General features: G+C 69.1%; 21 protein-coding genes. 19 read left to right on the forward strand and 2 right to left on the reverse strand.

Annotated features, from left to right (window positions below):
- Positions 1-7: 7 nt before the first annotated feature.
- The 5 genes from glyQ to ACQY9S_RS19645 are packed head-to-tail and all read left to right on the forward strand — an operon-like array spanning position 8 to position 5,520.
- Positions 8-964: a glycine--tRNA ligase subunit alpha gene (glyQ, locus tag ACQY9S_RS19625; protein WP_428422043.1), complete on the forward strand. Its 957-nt coding sequence runs from the start codon at positions 8-10 to the stop codon at positions 962-964.
- The gene (gene glyS, locus ACQY9S_RS19630) at positions 961-3,120 is read left to right on the forward strand and encodes a glycine--tRNA ligase subunit beta (RefSeq protein ID WP_428422045.1); all 2,160 of its coding nucleotides are present in this window, start codon (positions 961-963) and stop codon (positions 3,118-3,120) included. The genes glyQ and glyS overlap by 4 nt, the downstream gene beginning before the upstream one ends.
- Positions 3,117-3,749 carry a D-glycero-beta-D-manno-heptose 1,7-bisphosphate 7-phosphatase gene (gmhB, locus tag ACQY9S_RS19635; protein ID WP_428422047.1) on the forward strand — a complete coding sequence of 211 codons (633 nt, stop codon included), beginning with the start codon at positions 3,117-3,119 and terminating at the stop codon, positions 3,747-3,749. Before glyS ends, gmhB begins: the two co-directional genes overlap by 4 nt.
- Complete coding sequence (locus ACQY9S_RS19640) at positions 3,746-4,513, forward strand: lysophospholipid acyltransferase family protein (protein ID WP_428422049.1); 768 nt, start codon at positions 3,746-3,748, stop codon at positions 4,511-4,513. The genes gmhB and ACQY9S_RS19640 overlap by 4 nt, the downstream gene beginning before the upstream one ends.
- 53 nt (positions 4,514-4,566) lie before the next feature.
- The gene (locus ACQY9S_RS19645; protein ID WP_428422051.1) at positions 4,567-5,520 is read left to right on the forward strand and encodes a M48 family metallopeptidase; all 954 of its coding nucleotides are present in this window, start codon (positions 4,567-4,569) and stop codon (positions 5,518-5,520) included.
- A gap of 498 nt (positions 5,521-6,018) precedes the next feature.
- Here the strand turns inward: ACQY9S_RS19645 and ACQY9S_RS19650 are convergent, their stop codons facing one another.
- On the reverse strand, positions 6,019-7,107 hold the full coding sequence (locus tag ACQY9S_RS19650) for an MBL fold metallo-hydrolase (protein WP_428422052.1): 1,089 nt from the start codon (positions 7,105-7,107) through the stop codon (positions 6,019-6,021).
- A 143-nt stretch (positions 7,108-7,250) separates the two neighbouring features.
- Here ACQY9S_RS19650 and can point away from each other — a divergent pair, with 143 nt between their 5' ends.
- The 9 genes from can (at position 7,251) to ACQY9S_RS19695 (ending at position 16,926) form a co-directional block, all read left to right on the forward strand.
- Complete coding sequence (gene can, locus ACQY9S_RS19655) at positions 7,251-7,922, forward strand: carbonate dehydratase (protein WP_428422053.1); 672 nt, start codon at positions 7,251-7,253, stop codon at positions 7,920-7,922.
- Positions 7,922-9,781 carry a bifunctional isocitrate dehydrogenase kinase/phosphatase gene (gene aceK, locus ACQY9S_RS19660; protein ID WP_428422055.1) on the forward strand — a complete coding sequence of 620 codons (1,860 nt, stop codon included), beginning with the start codon at positions 7,922-7,924 and terminating at the stop codon, positions 9,779-9,781. Before can ends, aceK begins: the two co-directional genes overlap by 1 nt.
- Before the next feature lie 147 nt (positions 9,782-9,928).
- Positions 9,929-11,113, forward strand: a complete 1,185-nt coding sequence (locus ACQY9S_RS19665) for an acetyl-CoA C-acyltransferase (protein ID WP_428422057.1) — start codon at positions 9,929-9,931, stop codon at positions 11,111-11,113.
- 11 nt (positions 11,114-11,124) lie between these two features.
- On the forward strand, positions 11,125-11,568 hold the full coding sequence (locus ACQY9S_RS19670) for a MaoC family dehydratase (RefSeq protein ID WP_428422058.1): 444 nt from the start codon (positions 11,125-11,127) through the stop codon (positions 11,566-11,568).
- A gap of 46 nt (positions 11,569-11,614) precedes the next feature.
- Positions 11,615-12,265, forward strand: a complete 651-nt coding sequence (locus ACQY9S_RS19675; protein WP_428422060.1) for a LysE family translocator — start codon at positions 11,615-11,617, stop codon at positions 12,263-12,265.
- A gap of 172 nt (positions 12,266-12,437) precedes the next feature.
- Entirely contained in the window at positions 12,438-13,556 is a 1,119-nt protein-coding gene (locus tag ACQY9S_RS19680) for a TRAP transporter substrate-binding protein (RefSeq protein WP_428422062.1), read from the forward strand.
- Positions 13,557-13,646: 90 nt separating this feature from the next.
- Entirely contained in the window at positions 13,647-14,267 is a 621-nt protein-coding gene (locus ACQY9S_RS19685; protein WP_428422064.1) for a TRAP transporter small permease subunit, read from the forward strand.
- A complete protein-coding gene (locus ACQY9S_RS19690) occupies positions 14,264-16,273 on the forward strand; it encodes a TRAP transporter large permease subunit (protein ID WP_428422066.1) in 2,010 nt (669 codons plus the stop codon). Before ACQY9S_RS19685 ends, ACQY9S_RS19690 begins: the two co-directional genes overlap by 4 nt.
- A 44-nt stretch (positions 16,274-16,317) precedes the next feature.
- Positions 16,318-16,926 (forward strand): 2-hydroxychromene-2-carboxylate isomerase, encoded by a 609-nt coding sequence (locus ACQY9S_RS19695; RefSeq protein WP_428422068.1) that lies wholly within the window; start codon positions 16,318-16,320, stop codon positions 16,924-16,926.
- Between the two features lie 21 nt (positions 16,927-16,947).
- On the opposite strand, the gene ACQY9S_RS19700 is transcribed toward ACQY9S_RS19695, so the two are convergent.
- Positions 16,948-17,658 (reverse strand): TetR/AcrR family transcriptional regulator, encoded by a 711-nt coding sequence (locus ACQY9S_RS19700; RefSeq protein ID WP_428422070.1) that lies wholly within the window; start codon positions 17,656-17,658, stop codon positions 16,948-16,950.
- Between the two features lie 254 nt (positions 17,659-17,912).
- On the opposite strand from ACQY9S_RS19700, the gene ACQY9S_RS19705 reads away from it, so the two are divergent.
- The 5 genes from ACQY9S_RS19705 (at position 17,913) to ACQY9S_RS19725 (ending at position 24,633) form a co-directional block, all read left to right on the forward strand.
- Positions 17,913-19,088, forward strand: a complete 1,176-nt coding sequence (locus ACQY9S_RS19705; protein WP_428422072.1) for an isovaleryl-CoA dehydrogenase — start codon at positions 17,913-17,915, stop codon at positions 19,086-19,088.
- A gap of 15 nt (positions 19,089-19,103) precedes the next feature.
- Entirely contained in the window at positions 19,104-20,726 is a 1,623-nt protein-coding gene (locus ACQY9S_RS19710) for a carboxyl transferase domain-containing protein (RefSeq protein ID WP_428422074.1), read from the forward strand.
- A 40-nt stretch (positions 20,727-20,766) separates the two neighbouring features.
- Positions 20,767-21,558 carry an enoyl-CoA hydratase/isomerase family protein gene (locus ACQY9S_RS19715; RefSeq protein WP_428422075.1) on the forward strand — a complete coding sequence of 264 codons (792 nt, stop codon included), beginning with the start codon at positions 20,767-20,769 and terminating at the stop codon, positions 21,556-21,558.
- Between the two features lie 4 nt (positions 21,559-21,562).
- Positions 21,563-22,222 carry a DUF4126 domain-containing protein gene (locus tag ACQY9S_RS19720; RefSeq protein WP_428422077.1) on the forward strand — a complete coding sequence of 220 codons (660 nt, stop codon included), beginning with the start codon at positions 21,563-21,565 and terminating at the stop codon, positions 22,220-22,222.
- Positions 22,223-22,593: 371 nt separating this feature from the next.
- Positions 22,594-24,633: an acetyl/propionyl/methylcrotonyl-CoA carboxylase subunit alpha gene (locus ACQY9S_RS19725; RefSeq protein WP_428422078.1), complete on the forward strand. Its 2,040-nt coding sequence runs from the start codon at positions 22,594-22,596 to the stop codon at positions 24,631-24,633.
- Positions 24,634-24,650 lie beyond the last annotated feature (17 nt).

Raw genomic sequence — 24,650 nt, forward strand, 5'->3', positions numbered from 1 at the left:
CACCACGATGCTGAGCTTCCAGCAAATCATCCTGCGCCTGCAGCAGTACTGGGCCGACCAGGGCTGCGCGTTGCTGCAGCCCTACGACATGGAGGTCGGCGCCGGCACCAGCCACACCGCGACCTTCCTGCGCGCGCTCGGCCCCGAGCCGTGGAAGGCCGCCTACGTGCAACCGTCGCGCCGGCCGAAGGACGGCCGCTACGGCGAGAACCCCAACCGCCTGCAGCACTACTACCAGTACCAGGTGGTGCTCAAGCCCGCGCCGAGCAACATCCTGGAACTCTACCTCGGCTCGCTCGAGGCGCTGGGCTTCGACCTGAAGGTCAACGACATCCGTTTCGTCGAGGACGACTGGGAGAACCCGACGCTCGGCGCCTGGGGCCTGGGCTGGGAGGTCTGGCTCAACGGCATGGAGGTCACGCAGTTCACCTACTTCCAGCAGGTCGGCGGCATCGACTGCCGGCCGATCACCGGCGAGATCACCTACGGCCTCGAGCGCCTGGCGATGTACCTGCAGGGCGTCGACAACGTCTACAAGCTGCAGTGGACCGAAGGGCTCAGCTACGGCGACGTCTACCTGCAGAACGAGCAGGAGCAGAGCGCCTACAACTTCGAGCACAGCAACGTCGAGTTCCTGCTGAGCGCCTTCACGGCCCATGAGGGCAACGCCAAGGACCTGATGGCGCAGCGGCTCGCGCTGCCGGCCTACGAGCAGGTGCTCAAGGCCGCGCACACCTTCAACCTGCTCGACGCCCGCGGCGCGATCAGCGTCACCGAGCGGGCCGCCTACATCGGCCGCATCCGCAACCTGGCGCGCAGCGTGGCGCAGAGCTACGACGACAGCCGCGCCCGGCTGGGCTACCCGATGGCGCCGCGCGAGTGGGTGGCCGAGATCGAGAAGGCGGGCGAATCCGCTCGCAAGCCGGCCAAGGCCGTGAGCGCGGACGAGGCGGCCCGAGCATGAGCGACACCAAGAACCTGCTCGTCGAGCTGTTCGTCGAGGAACTGCCGCCGAAGGCGCTGAAGAAGCTCGGCGAGTCCTTCGCCCACACGCTGGCCGAGAGCCTGAAGGCCCAGGGCCTGGCCACCGAGCACTCGGCCACCACGCCCTTCGCCTCGCCGCGCCGGCTGGCGGCGCACATCAGTGCCGTGCTGCCGGCCGCGCCCGACAAGGCGGTGTCGCACAAGCTGATGCCGGTTGCCGTCGGCCTGGCGCCCGACGGCCAGCCGACGCCGGCGCTGCTGAAGAAGCTGGCCAGCCTGGGCGCCGACGCCTCGGCGGCGGCGCGGCTCGAGCGCCGCATGGACGGCAAGGCCGAGGCGCTGTTCTTCGACAGCGTGGTGCCCGGCGCGATGCTCGCGGCCGGGCTGCAGAAGGCCTTGCTGGAAGCGATCGCGAAGCTGCCGATCCCGAAGCTGATGAGCTACCAGCTCGAGACCGGCGAGCTGCCAGGCTGGACCAGCGTGCAGTTCGTGCGCCCGGCCCACGGCCTGGTGGCACTGCACGGCGCCGACGTGGTGCCGGTCGCGGCGCTCGGGCTCGAATCGCGCCGCGAGACGCACGGCCACCGCTTCGAGGCGCAGATGGACCCGGTGGTGCTGCAGCACGCCGACCACTACGCGCAGCAGCTGCAGGACCAGGGCGCGGTGATCGCCAGCTTCGCGGCGCGCCATGGCGAGATCGCGCGCCAGCTGCAGGCGGCGGCGTCGAAGGAAGGGCTGACGCCGATCGACGACCCGGATTTGCTCAATGAGGTGACGGCGCTGGTCGAGCGGCCCAACGTGCTGCTCGGGCAGTTCGAGCAGAGCTTCCTCGCGGTGCCGCCGGAATGCCTGATCCTCACGATGAAGGCGAACCAGAAGTACTTCCCGCTGCTCGACGCGGCGGGCAGGCTCACGAACAAGTTCCTGATCGTCAGCAACATCAGCCCGGACGACGCCAGCGCGGTGATCGGCGGCAACGAGCGCGTGGTGCGCCCGCGGCTGGCCGACGCGAAATTCTTCTTCGACCAGGACCGCCGGAAGAAGCTCGAGGATCGTGTGGCCGGCCTCGCCAAGGTGGTCTACCACGGCAAGCTGGGCACGCAGGGCGAGCGCGTCGAGCGAGTGCGAGCGATCGCGAAGGTGATCGGCCAGCAGCTCGGCGGCGAGGCGCTGGCGGTGAAAGCCGACCAGGCCGCAATGCTGGCCAAGGCCGACCTGCTGACCGACATGGTCGGTGAGTTCCCCGAGCTGCAAGGCACGATGGGTCGCTACTACGCGCTGCACGATGGCATCAGCGAAGACATTGCTTACGCGATCGAGGACCACTACCGCCCGCGCTTCGCCGGCGACGGGTTGCCGCGCAACGAGGTGGGCGTGGTGGTCGCGCTGGCCGACAAGCTGGAGACGCTGGTGGGACTGTTCGGTATCGGCCAGTTGCCGACGGGGGACAAGGATCCGTTTGCGTTGCGGCGGCATGCGCTGGGCGTGATTCGCATGCTGACTGAACAAATGTCTGGTCTCACGCTGGACAGTGCGATTGACCGTGCGATGACGGCTCCCAGTTGGCCGGTTGCGGTGCGCAGATTCCCTGAAGCCGGAGATGGAAGTGCGACATCTCTTAGAGGTCAGCTCCTGCAATTTCTCAAGGATCGCTTGGCAGCCGCACTTCGTGATCAAGGCTCCTCTGCACAAGAGATCGAGGCAGTTTTAGCTGACGACAGGTTCTGGCGTCTTGGTGAGATGCCAAAGCGCGTGGCGGCAGTGCATGCCTTCGCGGCACTGCCCGAAGCGCCCGCGCTGGCCGCCGCCAACAAGCGCGTCGGCAACATCCTGAAGAAGGTCGATGGCGCGGTCGAGGCGAAGGTCGATGCCACGCTGCTGAAGGAGCCGGCCGAAGCGGCGCTGGCGCAGGCCCTCGCCATGGTGAAGCCGCTGGCCGACGCCGCCTTCGAGCGCGGCGACTACAGCGCCTCGCTGCAGGCGCTGGCGGCACTGAAAGCGCCGGTCGACGCCTTCTTCGACGGCGTGATGGTCAACGCCGACGACCCGGCGCTGCGCGCCAACCGCCTCGGCCTGCTCGCCACCCTCCACGCCGCGATGAACCGCGTCGCCGACCTTTCCAGGCTGGCCACATGAACCCCGTCAAGCTCGCCATCCTCGACCGCGACGGCACCATCAACGCCGACAGCGACGAGTACGTCAAGTCGCCCGAGGAGTGGCAGCCCTTGCCCGGCGCGCTGGAGGGCATCGCGCGGCTCAACCATGCCGGCTGGCATGTGGTGATCGCCACCAACCAGTCGGGCCTGGGGCGCGGGCTGTTCGACATGTCGGCGCTCAATGCGATGCACGCGAAGATGAACCTCGCGCTGGCCCAGGTGGGCGGCCGCATCGATGCGGTGTTCTTCTGCCCGCATGCGCCCGACGAAGCCTGTGCCTGCCGCAAGCCGCTGCCCGGCCTGTTCGAACAGATCGGCGAGCGCTACGGCGTCGAGCTGTCGAAGGTGCCCGCCATCGGCGACAGCCTGCGCGACCTGCTGGCCGCGTCGGCCGTCGGCTGCGAGACCCACCTGGTGCGCACCGGCAAGTGCGAGGGGCTCAGCGACGCGCAGGTCGCCGACATCGCGCGGCAGGTGCCCGGCACGGTGGTGCACGCCGATCTGGCGACGGCGGCCGAGTTCATCGTCCAGCGCGAACGCCACGAGCGCGCGGTCGCCCGCGGCACCGCCGAAGTGCCCGACAGCAATCCCGGAGCGCTGGGCGCATGAGCCCTCTGTTGGCGGTGCTGCGTTCCGCGGTGTTCATCGTGTGGATGGCGATCACGGTCGTGCCGTTCGCGATCGCGGCGCTGGTCGTGTCCGTCTTCGTGCGGGGCGATCCGGTCTACTGGATCTGCATCAGCTGGCTGCGCCTGTCGGTCTGGGGCGCGAAGGTGATCTGCGGCGTGCGCTACCGCGTGCAGGGCGGGGAGCTGTTGCCCACCGACCGGCTCTCGCCGGTGATCCTGCTGCCCAAGCACCAGAGCACCTGGGAGACCTTTGCGTTCCCGACGCTGATGACGCACCCGCTGTGCTACGTGTTCAAGCGCGAACTGCTCTACATCCCGTTCTTCGGCTGGGCGATCGGTCGGCTCGACATGATCCACATCGACCGCAGCCGGCGCACCGAGGCCTGGAACCGGGTGGCCGAGCAGGGCCGCGAGTACATGGCCAAGGGCAACTGGGTCATCATGTTTCCCGAAGGCACGCGAACCAGGCGCGGCGAGCAGGGCGTCTACAAGAGCGGCGGTACGCGGCTGGCGGTGACCACCGGCACGCCGGTCGTGCCGATCGCGGTGAGTTCGGCGAAATGCTGGCCGCGCAAGAGCCTGGTGTTGCGGCCGGGCGTGATCGACGTGGTGATCGGCCGGCCCATCCCCACGGCCGGCCGCCAGGCCGACGAGCTGATGCGCGAGGTCGAGGCCTGGATCGAGGCCGAGATGCGCCGCATCGACCCTCAGGCCTACGCATCGCCGGCGCGCGTGGATCGCTGATCCGCGCCTGCAACTGGGAGGCGGAGGGAGGCGGGCTCCTATACTCGCAGCCCATGACGCGCCGGGCCGCTGTGGCCGACCCCAACGCCCCGTTCCGCCAGCTCGACCTGCCGCTGTTCGCGCCGGACGAGCCGGCCGCTGCGGCGCCGGTGGCCGCGGCGCTGGCTATCCCCGAACCGGCCCCACGGCTGGCCGTGCCGGCAGCCCCCCCGGCGCCGGCCCTGCGGCTCGGTGAGGCGCTGAGCCCGATGCTGTTCCGCCACCCCCGCGCCTCGCGCGAGATCGACCTGGGCCGCGCGGTCGTGGCCTACGAATTCCAGCGGGCGCGGCGCCGCTCGATCGGCATGGTGGTGTCCGCCGAAGGCCTGAGCGTGCGGGCGCCGCGCTGGGTCGGGCGCGGCGAGATCGAGGCGGCGCTGCTCGAGAAGGCGGCCTGGATCCAGGCCAAGCTCGTCGAGCAGCATGAACGGGCCCGCAAGCACGCCGCCTCGCGCATCGAGTGGCGCGACGGCGCGAGCCTGCCCTTCCTCGGCGAGACCGTGATCCTCGTGCTGGACCCGCGTGCCACCGGCGCGGTGCTCGACAGCGACGCCGCGGCCCTGCCCGGCGTGCCGCGGCTGACGCTGCACGTGGGCCTGCCGCACACCGCCACGGCGGAGCAGATCCGCGACGTGGTGCAGGCCTGGCTGCATCGCCAGGCCCGGCGCATCTTCGAAGAGCGTTGCGCCCACTTCGCGCCGCGCCTGAACGTGAGCGTGCGCCGCCTGGGCCTGAGTTCGGCCCAGACGCGCTGGGGCAGCGCCAGCGCCGACGGCTCGGTGCGCCTGAACTGGCGCCTGGTCCATTTCGCGATGCCGACCATCGATTACGTGGTGGCCCACGAACTCGCCCACCTGCGCGAGATGAACCACAGCCCGCGCTTCTGGGACGTGGTGCGCTCGGTCATCCCCGACCTCGACACGGCGCGTGGTGCGCTGCGCCACGAGTCGGTGCCGGCGTTCGACTGATACCCAGGCGCGTCCATCGGCCAGCCGCTTGCACGTACCGAGCGTTGCTGACCAGGCCGCCGGGCGAACGGCTCCGTTCGTGTCCCCCGGCGTCGGCCTCGCGGCCGACCCCTCCTCCTCTACCTCACTGCGCCATTCACCCGACGCCCTGGTCAGCACGATCACCGTAGCCTGCGAAGGCCGTCAAACCGCGGCAGGCCGCGGTGGTGGCAGCGCTGGGACGGGTTGCTGTGTGGAGTGGAGCCGCGCGAGAGGCGCCGGAAGGCGCCTCTCGGCTGCTGAACGCCCAGCCGCGATACCAGCGGCTGGGCATGAACGCAACACAGCGACCCGGCGCGGCGCCCGCGCCAACGTTCGGCAGTCAGCGTTCTGGGCAGCACACTGAACACCGCAACGAGCACTGGCCCGACCTTCAATCCGATGCGTTCGAATGCAATGCCGCATGAACCACCGGAGGCGGCGCTGGCCACGGCGGTCGTTCGTTCAGCCCAGGGGCTCTCAGCCGGCCACGGCGAAGCGGTAGACGCCGCTCGCGCGGTCGACGTGGCGCACCAGCCGCCCGTCGAACCACAGTGCGTGCAGGTGCGCGATCGCCTCGCCCAGCGCGAAGGTGGTCTGGTGCAAGTCGAGCGGGCGCTTGAACAGCACCGGCAGCAGCTCGGTGGCAGTCTTGGGCGCTTCGGCGCAGGCGGCCAGCACCTCGGCGAAGCGCGCGGCATGGTGGTCGTGCAACTGGTCGATGCGGGTGTGCAGGCCGGTGAACGGGCGGCCGTGAGCCGGCAGCACCAGCGTGTCGGCCGGCAGCGCGCGCAGCCGCTCGATCGACTCGAGGTAGAGCCGCAGCGGGTCGGCCTCGGGCTCGAGGTCCACCACGCTGACGTTGGTGCTGATGCGCGGCAGCACCATGTCGCCGGAGATCAGCAGGCCCAGCGCCTCGCAGTGCAGCGCGATGTGCTCCGGCGCATGCCCGTAGCCGACGTGGCAGCGCCAGGCGTGGTCGCCGACCTGCAGCAGCTGCCCGTCGAGCAGCCGGTGGAAGCGCGTCGGTACCGACGGCACCATCGACGCGTAGTAGTTGGAGCGCCGGCGGACCTTCTGCAACGCGTCGGGGTCGGTCACGCCGTGGCGGGCAAAGTGGCTCGCCGCTTCGTCGCCGCCGACGCCGGTGGTGCTGCGACAGGCGATCCGGGCCGCGTTCCAGTCGGTGGCGCTGATCCACAGCGGACAGTCCCGCTCCAGCACGCTCCAGCGCGAGGTCAGCCAGTCGGCCAGGCCGATGTGATCCGGGTGCATGTGCGTGACGATCACGCGCAGCACCGGCAGGCCGCCCAGCTGATCGGCGAACACCTGCTCCCAGGCGGCGCGGGTGGTGTCGTCGCCGATGCCGCAGTCGACGATGGCCCAGCCGTCCACCGGGCCGTCCGGCCCGTTCTGCCGGTCGCGCAGCAGCCACAGGTTGATGTGGTCCAGCGCGAACGGCAGCCTCATGCGCACCCACTTCACGCCGGGTGCGATGTCGAGCGTGCCGCCCAGCGCGGGAAGGGCCTCGCCGCAGGGGTAGCCGAGCTGGTGTTCGAGTTCGTTCATCGCGGGGCGAGCGCAGGCCGTGGTCGGGGGTCCAGCCGGACGTTAACGCAAACGCCGTGCCCGAGGGGCTTGCCGCGGCGGGCGGCACGCCGGTGTGCCGCGCGGCACCTGCGTAAAATTGAGGCAGATCCAGGAATTCACGCATGACCACCGATCTTCAGGAACTCTTCGACAAGAACCGCGAATGGGCCGAGCGCACCGAGGCGCGCGAGCCGGGTTTCTTCTCGCGCCTGCTCACGCAGCAGGTGCCGCAGTACCTGTGGATCGGCTGCAGCGACAGCCGCGTGCCGGCCAACGAGCTGGTCGGCCTGCTGCCGGGCGAACTGTTCGTGCACCGCAACGTCGCCAACGTCGTCGTGCATTCGGACCTCAACTGCCTGTCGGTGATCCAGTACGCGGTCGACATGCTCAAGGTGCAGCACGTCATCGTCGTCGGCCATTCCGGCTGCGGCGGCGTGGTGGCGGCGTTGAACGACCGGCGCGTCGGCGTGGCCGACAACTGGCTGCGCCACGTGCAGGACGTGCGCCACCGCCACCAGCTGTGGCTCGACACGGTTCCGACAGAGCGGCGCGTCAACGCGCTGTGCGAGCTCAACGTCGTCGAGCAGGCGCTGAACGCCTGCCAGACCACCATCGTGCAGGACGCCTGGCAGCGCGGCCAGCAGGTGGTGATCCACGGCTGGGTCTATGGCCTGCACAACGGCCACCTCGAGGACCTGAGCATGACGGTGGACAGCGCAGCCGACGTGGCCGGCGCATACGAGCGGGCCCTGGCGACCGTGAAGGGCCGCTACGACCGCCGGGAGGGCGCCTGATGGCCGGCAGCCCGTTCGTCACGACCTTGACCGACCCGCGCGCCTTCGACATCGCGCAGGCGCTGCTCGACGGCTTCAACCGCCACTACAAGCTGTTCCGGCAGACCAGCGCCGAGGCGAAGCAGCGCTTCGAGGCGGCCGACTGGCACGGCCAGCAGCGCGCCCAGCGCGAACGCATCGAGTACTACGACCTGCGCGTCGACGAGGCCGCCGAGCGCCTGGAGCGCGAGTTCCAGGCCAGCTCGCTCTCGCACGAGACCTGGCAGCAGGTCAAGCTGTACTACATCGGCCTGCTGATCAACCACCACCAGCCCGAACTCGCCGAGACCTTCTTCAACTCGGTCACGACCAAGATCCTGCACCGCAGCTACTTCCGCAACGACTTCATCTTCGTGCGCCCGGCGGTCAGCACCGAGTACATCGAGAACGAGGAGCCGGCTTCGCAGCCGACCTACCGCGCCTATTACCCGAGCCGGCCGGGCTCGTCGGAGGGGCTGCGCGAGACGCTGCTGCGCATCATCGACAACTACCAGCTCAAGCGTGATTTCGAAGACGTGGGGCGCGACGTGGAGTACGTGCTGCAGGCCTTTCGCACGCAGTTCGGCGACGTCAAGCTGAGTGCCAACTTCCAGATCCAGGTGCTGTCCTCGCTGTTCTTCCGCAACAAGGGCGCCTACATCGTCGGCCGCTTGATCAACGGCTTTCGCGAGACCGGCTTCGCACTGCCCATCCTGCACAACTCGCGCGGCCTGCTGGCGATCGACACGGCCCTGTTCGGCGAGGACGAGCTGCTGCTGCTGTTCAGCTTCGCGCGCGCCTATTTCCTGGTCGACATGGAGATCCCGTCGGCCTACGTGCAGTTCCTGCGCTCGCTGATGCCGCGCAAGCCGCGCTGGGAGCTCTACAACGCGCTGGGGCTGCAGAAGCAGGGCAAGAACCAGTTCTACCGCGACTTCCTCTACCACCTGCGCCATTCGTCGGACAGGTTCCGCATCGCGCCCGGCATCAAGGGCATGGTGATGCTGGTGTTCGACCTGCCGAGCTTTCCCTTCGTGTTCAAGGTCATCAAGGACTTCTATCCGCCGCAGAAGGACACCACGCGCGAAGTCATCCAGAGCAAGTACCTGCTGGTCAAGACGCACGACCGCGTCGGCCGCATGGCCGACTCGCTGGAGTACAGCAACGTGGCCTTCCCGCGCCAGCGCTTCGAGGAGGAGCTGATCGAGGAGATCCGGCACTTCTGCCCGAGCCTGCTCGAGGAGGAGGGCGACAGCCTGGTCCTCAAGCACCTCTACATCGAGCGGCGCATGATCCCGCTCAACATCTACCTGCAGGAGGCCACGCCCGAGCAGTTGCGCCACGCCGTCATCGAGTACGGCAATGCCATCAAGGACCTGGTGGCGGCCAACATCTTCCCCGGCGACATGCTGTGGAAGAACTTCGGCGTCACGCGCCACGGCAAGGTGGTGTTCTACGACTACGACGAGATCGAGTACCTGACGGACTGCAACTTCCGCAAGGTGCCCGTGCCGCGCAACGAGGAAGAGGAGATGTCGGGCGACATCTGGTATTCGGTCGGTCCGAAGGACGTGTTCCCCGAAACCTTCGGGCCCTTCCTGCTGGGCAACCCGGCGGTGCGCGAGGTGTTCATGCAGCACCACGCCGAGTTGCTGGATGCGTCGTTCTGGCAGGGCCGCAAGGACCGGATCGCCGGCGGCTACGTGCACGACGTGTTCCCGTACGATCCGCACAAGCGTTTTCGTCGCCCGGTCGGGCTGGGCTTCGGCAGCCTCGATGCCGAGGCGGCCTCCCTGCAGGCGGCTTCGGCCTCCACGCAACTCGGCCACAACCCCATTTGATGACACCCACCCCCGTTGCGGCTGCGCCGCTCCCCCTCGAGGGGGCGACGCTGGCGGACCGGCGGAGCCGGATCCGCGGCGTCTGCTCGTGGGGGCCGGCTTCGTGCGATGCCCAACCGCCTTTCGCCCTCATGAAGGAGCTTTGCCATGTCCACGAATGATCCGATCGTCATCGTGTCGGCCGCGCGCACGCCGATCGGCGGCCTGCTCGGCGACCTGGCCGCGCTGCAGGCCTGGGAGCTGGGCGCGGTGGCCGTTCGCGCCGCGCTCGAGCGCGCCGGTCTGCCGGGTGGCGCGGTCGACGAGGTGCTGCTGGGCAACTGCCTGATGGCCGGGCAGGGCCAGGCGCCGGCCCGACAGGCGGCGCGCAAGGCCGGCCTGCCCGATGCGGCCGGCGCGGTGACGCTGTCGAAGATGTGCGGCTCGGGCATGCGCGCGGCGATGTTCGCGCACGACATGCTGGCCGCCGGCTCGGCCGGGGTGGTGGTGGCCGGCGGCATGGAGAGCATGACCAACGCGCCGCACCTGAGCTTCGTGCGCAAGGGCATCAAGTACGGCGCGGCGGCGCTGTACGACCACATGGCGCTCGACGGCCTCGAAGACGCCTACGAGCGCGGCAAGCCGATGGGCGTGTTCGCCGAGCAATGCGTCAGCTACTACGGTTTCAAGCGCGAGGCGATGGATGCGTTCGCGGTCGCCTCCACGCAGCGCGCGATCGCCGCCCACAACGACGGCAGCTTCGACTGGGAGCTCGCGCCGGTCACGCTGGCCGGCAAGGCGGGCGACGTGGCGGTCGACCGCGACGAGCAGCCCTTCAAGGCCAGGCTCGACCGCATCGCCACGCTCAAGCCGGCATTCGGCAAGGACGGCAGCATCACCGCCGCCACCTCGTCCAGCATCTCCGACGGCGCCGCGGCGCTGGTGCTGATGCGCGAGTCGACGGCCCGCTCGCACGGCATCGCGCCGATCGCGGTGGTGCGGGCGCATGCGGTGCATGCCCAGGCGCCGGCGTGGTTCTCCACCGCGCCGGCCGGCGCCATCCGCAAGCTGCTGCAGCGCACCGGCTGGTCCGTGCAGGACGTCGACCTGTGGGAAATCAACGAGGCCTTCGCCGCCGTGACGATGGCGGCGATGGCCGAGTTCGAGCTGCCGCACGAGCGCGTCAACGTGCATGGCGGCGCCTGTGCGCTCGGCCACCCGATCGGCGCCTCCGGCGCGCGCATCATCGTCACGCTGCTCGGCGCCCTGCGGCGGCGTGGCCTGCGCCGCGGCGTGGCGGCGCTGTGCATCGGCGGTGGCGAGGCCACGGCGCTGGCGGTCGAGGCGCTGTGAGCGAGGGGGCCTTGCCGTCCGGCGCCGCGCCGGCCACGGTCGGCGAGTTGATCTCGCGCACCGACCGCTACAGCCGTGCCGCCATCGAGGCGTTCGCGGCGCTGTGCAACGATGCCAACCCCTTGCACAGCACCCACGCCCCGGGCTCGCGCTTCGGCGGCGTGATCGCCAGCGGCGAGCACACCAGCTCGATGATGCTGGGCCTGGCCACGTCGCACTTCACCCGCCCGCGCGGGGGTCCGGCGAATGAAGTGCTGGTGCTGCACGTGAACTTCGCGTTCCGCAGCCCGGTGTTCGCCGACGAAGACGTGGCGCTGCGCTGGCAGGTCGCCGAGCTGTCGTGGAACGGCAAGCTCGGTGGTCACGTGGTCCTGCTCAATGGCGAGGCGAGCACCGCGCGCGCCAGGACCGCGCTGGTGGCGCGGGCCAGCCTGCTGGTCAAGGCGGCGGCGTGAAGGCGCACCGGCGGCGCGGTCCGCGCCGACCGGGCTCGGTGCCATCGTGAGCGGCCTCGGTATCCATGATCTCGGGCTGTTCATGCTGACCAGCCTGGTGCTCAACCTCACGCCCGGGGCCGACACGCTGTACGTCGTGAGCCGCAGCGCGCGCGGTGGCTGGCGGCACGGCGTGGCCGGGGCCTTCGGCGTCGGCCTGGGTTGCATGGGCCATGCGCTGGCGGCGGCCCTGGGCGTGGCGGCGCTGCTGGCCGCGTCGCGCTGGGCCTTCGACCTGCTCATGGGGGCCGGCGCGGCCTACCTCGCGTGGCTGGGGCTGCAGATGCTGCGCAGCGCGCGGCGTGGCGCTGCGGCCGCGGCAGGCGGGCGGGCGGCGGCGGCCTTGTTGCCGACGCTGCGCCAGTCCTTCGTGTCGGGGCTGCTGACCAACCTGCTCAATCCCAAGGTCGGCCTGTTCTTCCTGGCGTTCGTGCCGCAGTTCGTCGACGTGCACGCAGGCCGGCCGCTGGCGGCCTTCGTGCTGCTGGGCCTGCTGTTCAATCTGAGCGGCGTGAGCTGGCTGCTGGCGGTCGCCGTGCTGACCGACCGGGTGCGTGGGCAGGTCGCGGCGCCTGTGCGGCGTGTGTTGCAGGCGCTCGGTGGCGGCTTGTTTCTGCTGCTCGCGGCGCGCCTCGCGGCCAGCCGCGCTGACGTCTGAGATCGGCTGCGTTTTGCTGTCCGGCGCCGGGTGGGGCGCCGCTGCGGGAACTACGTATGGGGTTAACGACAGCGGCGCCCTGCAAGCCCGCTCACTACCATCGCGAAGCTTGCAAATGAACCCAGGTTTGCCTTCGGGAGCCTGTCGTTTCGTGCCCATTCAGGAGACATCCATGACCCAGAAGACCGCCTCGCAACGCCGCCGCTTCCTCAAGAAGGCCTCTGCCGGCGCTGTCGGCGCTGCCGCGATGGCCGCGCCGATGGTGTCGGTGGCCCAGACCACCTCGCTGCGCTTCCAGAGCACCTGGCCCTCGAAGGACATCTTCCACGAGTACGCACTGGACTTCGCGACCAAGGTCAACAACATGGCGGGCGGACGCCTGAAGATCGAGGTGCTGCCGGCGGGCTCGGTGGTGCCGGCCTTCCAACTGCTCGACGCGGTGAACAAGGGCACGCTCGACGGCGGGCACGGCGTGGTGGCCTACCACTACGGCAAGAACTCGGCGCTGGCGCTGTGGGGGTCGGGCCCGTCGTACGGCATGGACCCGAACATGCTGCTGGCCTGGCACAACTACGGCGGCGGCAAGGAGTTGCTGGCCGAGATCTACAAGAGCCTGAACATGGACGTCGTGTCCTACCTGTACGGCCCGATGCCGACGCAGCCGTTCGGGTGGTTCAAGAAGCCGATCGGCAAGCTCGATGACCTGAAGGGTCAGAAGTTCCGCACCGTCGGTCTGGCAGTCGATATGTACAACGACATGGGTGCTGCGGTGAACCCGCTGCCCGGCGGCGAGATCGTGCCGGCGCTGGACCGCGGCCTGATCGACGGCGCCGAGTTCAACAACGCCAGCTCCGACCGCCTGCTCGGCTTCCCCGATGTGGTGAAGAACTGCATGCTGCAGAGCTTCCACCAGAGTGGCGAGCAGTTCGAGATCCTGTTCAACAAGGGCAAGCTCGAGGCGCTGCCGGCCGATCTGAAGGCGGTGGTCGACTACGCCGTGCAGGCCGCCAGCGCCGACATGAGCTGGAAGGCCGCGCACCGCAACTCGCTCGACTACATCGAACTGAAGAAGGCCGGCGTCAAGTTCTACAAGACGCCCGACGCGATCCTGCGTGCGCAGCTTGCCTCCTGGGACAAGATCATCGCCAAGAAGGGCGGCGAGAACGCCTTGTTCCAGAAGGTTCTCGATTCCCAGAAGGCCTTTGCCGGGCGTGCTGGCCAATGGTGGAACGACTACACGGTCGACTTCAAGATGGCCTACAACCACTACTTCGGTGCCAACAAGGCTTAGGTCTTTTCTGCGATCGAGGCGGCAGTTTCGGGGGCGCCGTTCAGCGGCGCCCTCGCGCATTTGTCCCGAAGTTTTCCCATAGGAAGCCTGATGCAGAACCTGCTTCTGACCGTGGACCGCTTTTCCACCTGGATCGGCAAGCTGTTTGCCTGGTCGGTGGTGGGTCTGACCGTGCTGATCAGTTGGGAGGTGTTCTCCCGCTACGTGTTCAACAAGCCGCACGCCTGGGTGCTCGACGCCCAGATCATGCTCTACGGCACGCTCTTCATGTGCGCCGGCGCCTACACGCTGAGCAAGGCCGGGCATGTGCGCGGCGACGTGCTCTACGGCTTCTTCAAGCCGCGCACCCAGGCTTCGATCGACCTGCTGCTGTACATCGTGTTCTTCCTGCCGGGGATCGTGGCGCTCACCTGGGCCGGCTGGTTCTATGCCAACGATTCGCTGGCGATCCGCGAGCAGACTTTCAACGCCGATCCGCTGCCGGTCTACCCGTTCAAGTTCGTGATCCCTTTCGCCGGCGGCGTGCTGCTGCTGCAGGGTGTGGTGGAGATCGTGCGCTGCGTGATCTGCCTGCGTGACGGCGTGTGGCCTTCACGAGAAGAGGATGTCGAGGAAGTCGATGTCGACAAGCTCAAGGAGATGGTGCACGTGAAAGACGCCGACATCGAGGCGTTGGACAAGTACGTCGTCAAGGAAGGCGGCAAGGCATGACGCTGCGCAAGGAACTGTGGTTCGGCTTCATTCTGATGGGGCTGATCGTTTCGGCCGCCGTCGGCATGGTGCTGAGCGTCGACACCATGACCAACGGCCACTACGGCCTGTTGATGCTCTCGCTGGTGGTGGTGGCCATCATGCTGGGCTTTCCGACCGCTTTCACGCTGATGGGCATGGGCATCCTGTTCGCCTTCTTCGCCTACCACTCGGGCGGGCAGACGGCGGGTGGTGCGATGAAGCAGACGCTCGACCTGATGGTCCAGCGTGCCTTCGCGGTGATGGGCAACGACGTGCTCATCTCGATCCCGCTGTTCGTCTTCATGGGCTACCTGGTCGAGCGCGCCAACCTGATCGAGAAGCTGTTCCGCAGCCTGCACCTGGCACTGGCCCGGGTCCCCGGCTCGCTGGCGGTGGCGACGCTCGTGACCTGCGCAGTGTTCGCCACGGCCACGGGCATCGTCGGCGCAGTGGTCACGCTGATGGGTCTGTTGGCGCTGCCCCAGATGCTGCGCGGCGGCTATGACGTGCGGGTGTCTGCCGGTGCCATCACGGCGGGTGGTTGTTTGGGGATCCTGATCCCGCCATCGGTGCTCTTGATCGTTTACGGCGCGACCGCAGGCGTGTCCGTGGTCAAGCTCTACGCGGGTGCCTTCTTCCCGGGCCTGATGCTGGCCGGCCTCTACATTCTGTACGTGATCCTCCTTGCGAAGATCAAGCCGAGTCTGATGCCGCCGTTGACGGCCGCTCAGCGCTTCGTGCCGCTGCCGCTGCCGCTGAAACAGGCGGGAGCCATCGGCGAAGGTCGCGCGCTGCCCTGGCTGCTGGGCGCGCTGAAAGGCCAGCGCAACCAGGCCGTCAGCACGAGCTACCTGCTGCGCCAGCTGTTCGTCACTTTGCTGCCGTTGATCTTGTTCGCCGCGATGTCGTTGTGGAGCTACCAGACCGTGACCCGTGTCGCGCCGGTCGACGACTTTTCCGAGCTGCAGCAAATGGGCGCCGGCAGCGCCGCAGAGTCGCAGAGCACGGGTGGCTTGCAGCCACCGCCCAGCGAAAGCGGCGGGCTTCAAGAGCCGCCGGCGCCGGGGGGGCTGCAGGAGCCGCCCGCGGTGGCCGGCGGAGTGATGGAACCCCCGTCGACCCCGAGCGAGACCGCCAGCAAGCCCATAGGCGAGGCCGTGTCGGAGCCTGCCGCAGCAGTGGCTGCGCCTGAGCCGGCGGGTACCTCCGGGGATGCCGCGGCGGCATCCAAACCGGCCTCTCTGGGCTACTGGGTCGGTCTGACGGTGGGTGCCGTGGCGCTGGTGGCGTACTACGCGCTGCTGAGCTTCAACCGTCTCGAAGTCTTCAAGATGCTGCTGTCGAGCTTTTTCCCGCTGCTGGTGCTGATCACCGCGGTGCTCGGCTCCATCGTGTTCGGTCTGGCGACGCCCACCGAGGCTGCGGCGGTCGGCGCGCTCGGTGGCTTCCTGCTCGCGGTGGCCTACCGGCAACTCACCTTCTCGGTCGTCAAGGAGTCGGTGTTCCTGACAGCCAAGACCAGCGCGATGGTGTGCTGGCTGTTCGTCGGCTCGGCCATCTTCTCGGCCGCCTTCGCGCTGCTCGGCGGCCAGGAGTTGGTGGAGCGGTGGGTGCTGGGCATGAACCTCACCAAGACGCAGTTCCTGATTCTGAGCCAGGTCATCATCTTCGTGTTGGGCTGGCCGCTGGAGTGGACCGAGATCATCGTGATCTTCATGCCCATCTTCATTCCGTTGCTCGACAACTTCGGCGTCGACCCGCTGTTCTTCGGCCTGCTGGTCGCGCTGAACTTGCAGACGGCCTTCCTGAGCCCGCCGGTGGCGATGGCGGCCTTCTACCTGAAGGGCGTGGCGCCGAAGCACGTGACGCTGAACCAGATCTTCGCCGGCATGCTGCCCTTCATGGGCATCCAGGTCATCGCGATCATCTTGCTGTACGTGTTCCCCGGCATCGGCCTGTGGCTGCCGCAGGTGCTGTACAAGTGATTGCGGGTGTGCGGGGGGCGCTAGCGCGTGAGCCGGGCGACGCAATGACCGCCAAGGCACCCGTCGAGTTCTACTTCGACTTCTCCTCGCCCTACTCGTACATCGCGAGCGAGTGGGTCGCGGCGGTCGCGGCGCGGCATGGCCGCACGGTGAGCTGGCATGCGATCCTGCTCGGCGCGACCTTCCAGGCGGCCGAGTTGAAGAGCCCGGTGTCGTACCCGGTCAAGCGCGAGTATGCGATGGTCGACTTTCAGCGCTCTGCGCGTTTTGAGGGCGTGCCTTACCGGCAGCCCGAGCCCTTCCCGATCGCGACGCAGAACGCGGCACGCGTGTTCTGGTGGCTGGCCGACCAGGATGCGGCGCGCGCCGCCGTGTGGGCGCACACGGGCCTGCGCGCCTACTTCACGCGCGGGGTTGCGCTCGACAAGCCGGAGCCCTTGCGCGGCCTGTGCCGCGAAGCCGGTATCGACCCCGACGCCGCCGAAGCGGCATGGAGCGATCCGGCGTGGAAGCTGCGTCTCAAGGCCGAGAACGAAGCCGCGATCGCGGCCGGCATCTTCGGTGCGCCGTCCTTCGTGGTCGATGGCGAGCTGTTCTGGGGCAACGACCGCCGGCCGCAGCTGGAACGCTGGCTCGCGAGCGGGCCGTTCTGACGCGTCGCGGGCCGGCCGCGCTCAGCCGCCGTCGGCGCGGTGCATCGCGGCCTCGACATCGACACGGAAGCGGCGCAGCGCCGCGAGTTCGGCGTGCGGCGCCTGCAGCGCGGGGTAGAGCACTGCGAGCAGCCCGCGCACCGTCTCGTCGACATCGGCCGGCCGCTGCTGCAGCACGGCCTCCCACAGCAGGTGTTCCATCGGCCCGAGCACCATCGTGCGCAGCAGGCGCAGTGGCACATCGCGGCGGATCTCGCCGCTGGCCTGGCCGCGTGCCAGCAGGTCCATCAAGGGGGCGGTGTAGCGGCGCTGCAGTGGCGCCAGCGCGTCCCCTAGTTCTTCCTGGCCCTTCGAGCGTCCTTCAGACAGCACCAGCGCGCACAGCCCGGTGCCTTGCGTGAGGAACAGCCGCAGGTGCGTCTGCACGAAGAACTGCAGTTGGGTGCGGATGTCGCGCTCGCGCGGCAGGCCGGCTTCGATGGTCGCGATGATCTCGTCGTACCAGTCGCCGATCACGCGGGTGCACAACTCGCGCTTGCCACGGAAATAGGTGAAGACGGTGGCCTCGGAGATGTCCAGGCGTTGCGCGATCTCGGTCGTCGTCGCGCGCTCATAGCCGCGTTCCGAGAAGACTTCGCGACCGACGCGCAGGATGTCGCGCACACGCTGCTCGGACTTGGCACTGGCCGGCGCACGGCGACGCGGGGACGGGATTTCGACGGCAGGGTTCATCGGCGCGGAGATCTCGCTCGGGGCGACGCCCCGGTGGGTTCCGATTGTCGTCTGCATGTTATTGTGAGTAAAGCTCAAATAATGCTTGCGCGCGCCCTGTGTCGGATCTACACTGCAGGTAACCCAACAGGAGTCGTTCAGATCATTGCGACGCTGGTCGGGGTCATCGTAAATATTGAGTAATGCTCATTTCTAGGAATCGGCAGGGCCGTCGTTCCGCGCGGTGAACGCAGGCCTTGCAGGAGACACGCCCCATGTCCAGCTTCATCGGTCTCGACATTGATCTCGGCGAGACGATCGGCATGCTGCGCGACAGCGTGCGCGACTTCGCCCGGCAGGAGATCGCGCCGCGCGCGGCCGACATCGACCGCGACAACCTGTTCCCGGCCGACCTCTGGCGCAAGCTAGGCGACCTGGGCGTGCACGGCATGACGGTCGACGAGGCCTATGGCGGCACTGGCCTCGGCTACCTGGCGCACATGGTGGCGATGGAGGAGATCTCGCGTGCCTCCGCGTCCGTGGGGCTGTCGTACGGCGCGCATTCCAACCTCTGCATCAACCAGCTGCACCGCAACGGCAGCGAAGCCCAGAAGTGCCGCTACCTGCCCAAGCTGGTGTCCGGCGAGCACGTCGGCGCGCTGGCGATGAGCGAGCCCAATGCCGGCTCCGACGTGGTCAGCATGAAGCTGCGCGCCGAGCGACGCGGCGACCGCTACGTGCTGAACGGTGCGAAGATGTGGATCACCAACGGCGGCGACGCCGACACGATGGTGGTCTATGCCAAGACCGAGCCCGAGGCCGGCGCCAAGGGCGTCACGGCCCTGATCGTCGAGAAGGGTTTCAAGGGCCTGAGCTTCGGCAGCAAGCTCGACAAGCTGGGCATGCGCGGCTCCAACACCTACCCGGTGTTCTTCGAGGACTGCGAGGTGCCGGCCGACAACGTGCTCGGCCGGGAGGGCGGCGGCGTCAAGGTGCTGATGAGCGGCCTGGACTATGAGCGCGCGGTGCTGTCGGCCGGGCCGCTGGGCATCATGGCGGCCTGCATGGACCTGGTGCTGCCCTATGTGCACGACCGCAAGCAGTTCGGGCAGAGCATCGGCGAGTTCCAGCTGATGCAGGGCAAGCTGGCCGACCTGTACACCACCTTCTCGGCCTGCCGCGCCTACGTCTACGCCGTCGGCCAGGCCTGCGACCGCGCCGACCACAGCCGCTCGCTGAGCAAGGACGCGGCCGGCGCCATCCTCTACGCCGCCGAGAAGGCCACCTGGATGGCCGGCGAGGCGATCCAGGTGCTGGGCGGCAACGGCTACATCAACGAGTACCCGGCCGGGCGCCTGTGGCGCGACGCCAAGCTCTACGAGATCGGCGCCGGCACCTCGGAAATCCGGCGCATGCTGATCGGCCGCGAGCTGTTCGCCGAGTCGGCCTGAGCCGCGGGACCCGCGATGCCGACACTGGGTTCCGCCCTCGATCCGCGCAGCGACGAATTCAAGGCCAATGCGGCCGCGATGCGCCGCAGCGTCGACGATCTGAACGCGAAGCTCGCGCAGATCGAGCGGGGTGGCGGTGAGGTGGCGCGCGCGCGGCACGTCGCGCGCGGCAAGCTGCTGCCGCGCGAGCGGGTCGAGCTGCTGCTGGACCCGGACACGCCCTTCCTCGAGATCGCCCCGCTGGCCGCGATGGGCGTTTACCGCGACACCGACGGCAGCGATGCGGCGCCGTGCGCCGGCGTGATCGCCGGCATCGGCCGGGTCGCCGGCATCGAATGCGTGATCGTCTGCAACGACGCCACCGTCAAGGGCGGCACCTACTACCCGCTGACGGTGAAGAAGCACCTGCGCGCGCAGGAGATCGCACAGCAGAACCGCCTGCCCTGCCTCTACCTGGTCGACAGCGGCGGCGCCAACCTGCCGAACCAGGACGAGGTGTTCCCGGACCGCGACCACTTCGGCCGCATCTTCTACAACCAGGCGACGATGAGCGCCGACGGCATCCCGCAGATCGCGGTGGTGATGGGCTCGTGCACCGCCGGCGGCGCCTACGTGCCGGCGATGAGCGACGAGACCATCATCGTTCAGAACCAGGGCACCATCTTCCTCGGCGGTCCGCCGCTGGTGAAGGCCGCGACCGGCGAGGTCGTGACGGCCGAAGACCTGGGTGGCGGCGACGTCCACACCCGCCTGTCGGGCGTGGCCGACCACCTGGCGCGCAACGACACCCATGCGCTCGCGCTGGCGCGCCAGATCGTCGGGCACCTCAACCGCCGCAAGCCGCCGCCGCCGGTGCTGCGCGCGCCGGCGGCGCCGAAGTACGAGGCCGCCGAGCTGCATGGAGTGATCCCGACCGACACGCGCAAGCCCTTCGACGTGCGCGAGGTCATCGCCCGCATCGTCGACGGCAGCGAGTTCGACGAGTTCAAGGCGCGCTACGGCGCCACGCTGGTGACCGGCTTCGCGCACATCGAGGGCCTGCCGGTCGGCATCGTCGCGAACAACGGCATCCTGTTTTCCGAGAGCGCCAACAAGGGCGCGCACTTCATCGAGCTGTGCTGCCAGCGCAAGATCCCGCTGGTGTTCCTGCAGAACATCACCGGCTTCATGGTCGGCCGCAAGGTCGAGAACGAAGGCATCGCGCGCGCCGGCGCGAAGATGGTCACCGCGGTGGCCTGCGCCAACGTGCCCAAGTTCACCGTCATCATCGGCGGCAGCTTCGGGGCCGGCAACTACGGCATGTGCGGCCGCGCCTACTCGCCGCGCTTCCTGTGGATGTGGCCCAACGCGCGCATCTCGGTGATGGGCGGCGAGCAGGCCGCCAGCGTGCTGGCCACCGTGAAGCGCGACGGCATCGAGGCCCGCGGCGGGCAGTGGTCGGCCGACGAGGAGGCGGCTTTCAAGGCGCCGCTGCTCGCACAGTACGAGACCCAGGGTCACCCTTACTACGCCAGCGCCCGGCTGTGGGACGATGGCGTGATCGATCCCGCCGACACGCGCCGCGTGCTGGCGCTCGGGCTGAGTGCGAGCCTGAACGCGCCGATTCCCGACGCGAAGTTCGGCGTGTTCCGCATGTGATGGAGGGCGCCGCGATGCCGCACAGCCAGGGTCCCGCCGCATGAGCTCCGACACGACCGTCCGCGTGAGCCGACCGGCCGCTGCCGTGGCGCAGGTGACGCTGTGCCGCCCCGACCTGCGCAACGCCTTCAACGACGAGGTGATCGCCGCGCTGACGCAGGCCTTTCGCGCGCTCGACATCGACGACGCCGTGCGCGTCGTCGTGCTGGCCGCCGAGGGCCCGGCCTTTTGCGCCGGCGCCGACCTGCACTGGATGCGCCGCATGGCGGATTACACGCGCGCGCAGAACCTCGACGACGCGGCCGGCCTCGCCGAGATGCTGCGCAGCATCGCGGGCTGCCGCAAGCCGACGATCGCGCGCGTGCAGGGCGATGCCTATGCCGGCGGCGTGGGCCTGGTGGCAGCCTGCGATCTCGCGGTGGCGGCGGATTCGGTGCAGTTCTGCCTCAGCGAGGTGAAGCTCGGGTTGGTCCCGGCGACGATCAGTCCCTACGTGGTTCGCGCGATGGGCGCACGCGCGGCGCAGCGCTACATGCTCACGGCGGAACGCTTCGATGCCGCGACGGCGTTGCGATTGGGCTTCGTTCACGAGGTGGTGCCGGCCGAATCGCTGGACCGCGGCGTGCAGGGGCTGACCGGCGCGCTGCTCGCTGCCAGCCCGCAGGCCCTGGCCGCCTGCAAGCGCCTGCTGCACGAGGTGACAGGGCAGCCGCTCGATGCGGCGCTGATCGCGCGCACCGTCGAGTTCATCGCCGATGCGCGCGCGTCGGACGAGGGCCGGGAGGGTGTGCAGGCTTTTCTCGGCAAGCGCAAGCCGCGCTGGCAGGAGTGAGGCGATGGAACTGCTGTCCGTGGACGCCCTCGACACGACGCAGCTGATCGCGCTCGCGGCCGCATTGGGCTGGGCCAGCGGCCTGCGGCTCTATGCGGTGCTGGCGATCACCGGCCTGGTGGGCTACGCCGGATGGGTGCAACTGCCGCCCGGCCTGCAGTTGTTGCAGCACCCGGCGATGCTGGCCGGCAGCGGCTTCATGCTGTTCGTCGAGTTCTTCGCCGACAAGATTCCCGGGCTCGATTCGCTGTGGGACCTGATCCACACCGCCGTGCGCATCCCCGCCGGAGCCGCGTTGGCCGCCGCGGTGTTCGGTGCCGACCACGCCACCGCCGCGGCGCTCGCGGCCCTGCTGGGCGGCACGCTGGCGGCGACCAGCCACGTGGCCAAGGCCACCACCCGCGCGGCGCTCAACACCTCGCCCGAGCCGTTCTCGAACATCGCCATGTCGCTGCTCGGCGACCTGGCGGTGCCGTCGATGCTGTGGCTCGCGTTTGCGCACCCGGCGCTCGCGATCGCCGGCGTGGCGATCGCCTTCGTGGGCATGCTGGTGCTCGTGTGGGTGCTGTCGAAGTTTCTCGCGCGCGTGTGGATGCGACTGAGGATGCTGCTCGGGGTGACTTCGTCGCCTGCAGCGGGTGGTGACGGGGCGGCGGGGACATAGGGTGAACTTTGCTCACGCCCGCGGTGTTTGGCGGTCTGCATGTGCAGCCCAGCGAAAACCATCTTTGACGCTCGCAGCCGGAAGCGGCGTCGCTGCTTCCGGCTGGGGTGGTGCGGCTCGACACACTGCAATTCGGGGTGCGTCGATGGGCTCTGCTGGTGCCCGCCAATTCGGTGTTGGGGTGGCCGGCGGAGTGAATAAGAATTGGCTGAACGGAGCCGGCCACCCCAATGCCGGATGGGCTCGCTCAGTCGATGCAACCGGCAGCACAGCGGTCGTCTACCCGACGCTGAATTGTGACCCGCAGACCACAAGGGCGCGGCAGCCTTTCATGCATCGCGGATCGCGCACGACGCGGCGGAGCCCCTGAGATGTTCAAGAAGATCCTGATCGCCAACCGCGGCGAGATCGCGTGTCGCGTCGCGACGACTGCGCGCCGGCTCGGCATCGCGACCGTTGCCGTGTACTCCGATGCCGATGCGAACGCGCTGCACGTGCGGGCCTGCGACGAAGCCGTCCGCATCGGCGGCGCGGCACCGCGCGACAGTTATCTGCGTCCGGAGCGCATTCTCGAGGCGGCCCTCGCGACGGGCGCGCAGGCGGTGCACCCCGGCTACGGCTTCCTCAGCGAGAACGAAGGCTTCGCGCAGGCCTGCGCCGATGCCGGCATCGCGTTCATCGGGCCCACACCGGCGGCGATCCAGGCGATGGGCCTGAAGGCCGAATCGAAGCGCCTGATGGACGCCGCGAACGTGCCGCTGGTGCCCGGCTACCACGGCGCCGACCAGGACCCGGCGCTGCTGCGGCGCGAGGCCGCGCGCATCGGCTACCCGGTGCTGATCAAGGCCAGCGCGGGCGGCGGCGGCAAGGGCATGCGCGTGGTGACGAGCGAGGCCGGATTCGAGGCTGCGCTCGCGTCGTGCCAGCGCGAGGCCCTCAACAGCTTCGGCGACGATGCGGTGCTGGTCGAGCGCTACCTGCGCAAGCCCCGGCACATCGAGATCCAGGTGTTCGGCGACAACCACGGCCACTGCCTCTACCTGTTCGAGCGCGACTGCTCGGTGCAGCGTCGTCACCAGAAGCTGCTCGAGGAGGCGCCGGCCCCCGGCATGAGCGAGGAGCGCCGCCGCGCGATGGGCGAGGCCGCGGTGGCGGCCGCGAAGGCGGTCGGCTACGTCGGCGCCGGCACGGTGGAGTTCATCGCCGAGCCCGATGGTCGCTTCTACTTCATGGAGATGAACACGCGGCTGCAGGTCGAGCACCCGGTGACGGAGGCGATCACCGGGCTCGACCTTGTCGAGTGGCAGCTGCGCGTCGCGGCCGGCGAGCCGCTGCCGCTGCAACAGCACGAACTGCGGATTCACGGCCACGCGATCGAGGCGCGCGTGTGCGCCGAGAACCCCGACGCGAACTTCCTGCCGTCGACCGGCCGGCTGCAGGTGCTGCGCTGGCCGGCGCACGTGGCCTTTCGGCGCACGACCGATGCAGGCGACTCGCGGGATGCGGCGCCCGCGCCGGTGCGGGTCGACGCCGGCGTCGGCGAGGGCGACAGCATCACGCCTCACTACGACTCGATGGTGGCCAAGCTCATCGTCTGGGGCGAGGACCGCGCGCAGGCGCTGGCGCGCATGGACCGCGCGCTGGCGCAGACCCACATCGTCGGCCCGCAGCACAACGTGGCTTTCCTGCGCCGCGTGGTGAACAGCGCGTCGTTCGCCGAGGCCGACCTCGACACCGGCCTGATCGAGCGCGAGCGTGCGGTCCTGTTCGATGTGCCGCCGCTTGCGATCGACGTGGTCGCGGCCGGCGTCGCGGCCCACGCTGTTGCCCTGGAGCGCGCGAGCGAGGATGCCGATCCGTGGTCACGCCGCGACGGCTGGCGGCTGCACGGCGGCGCGACGCGGCGTTTCGAGATCGACCACGCCGACAGTCACCACCGCGTGGCGCTGATGCGCACCCGCGGGGGTGCGATGCAACTGCATGTCGGCGAGGTGGCGCACGCGTTCACCGTGACACCCCTCGGCAGTGACCGCTACGACATCGTGCTTGGCGAGCGCCGGATCGCACTCGCGGCCTATGCGATCGGCGAGAGCGTTGCGGTGTTCGTCCCCGAAGGCTCGGCCCTGGTGCGTGAGGTCGACGTGTTGGCCCATGCCGGCGACGCCGCATCGGAAGGGGGGCGCCTGACGGCGCCGATGCCCGGCAAGGTGGTGGGCTTTCTGGCGCAGCCGGGCGAGCGCGTCAAGCGCGGCCAGCCGCTGGCCGTGATGGAGGCGATGAAGATGGAACACACGCTGAGCGCGCCGAGCGACGGCATCGTCAAGGGCCTGTGTTTCGCGGCCGGCGAGCAGGTCGCCGAGGGCGAGGCGCTGCTGGACTTCGAGGCCGTGGCCGACGGCGGTGCCGCGTGAGCCGGCGGTTGCCAGCC

Origin of the sequence: Methylibium sp., from assembly GCF_965279545.1 — a bacterium.
Lineage (GTDB): Bacteria > Pseudomonadota > Gammaproteobacteria > Burkholderiales > Burkholderiaceae_C > Methylibium.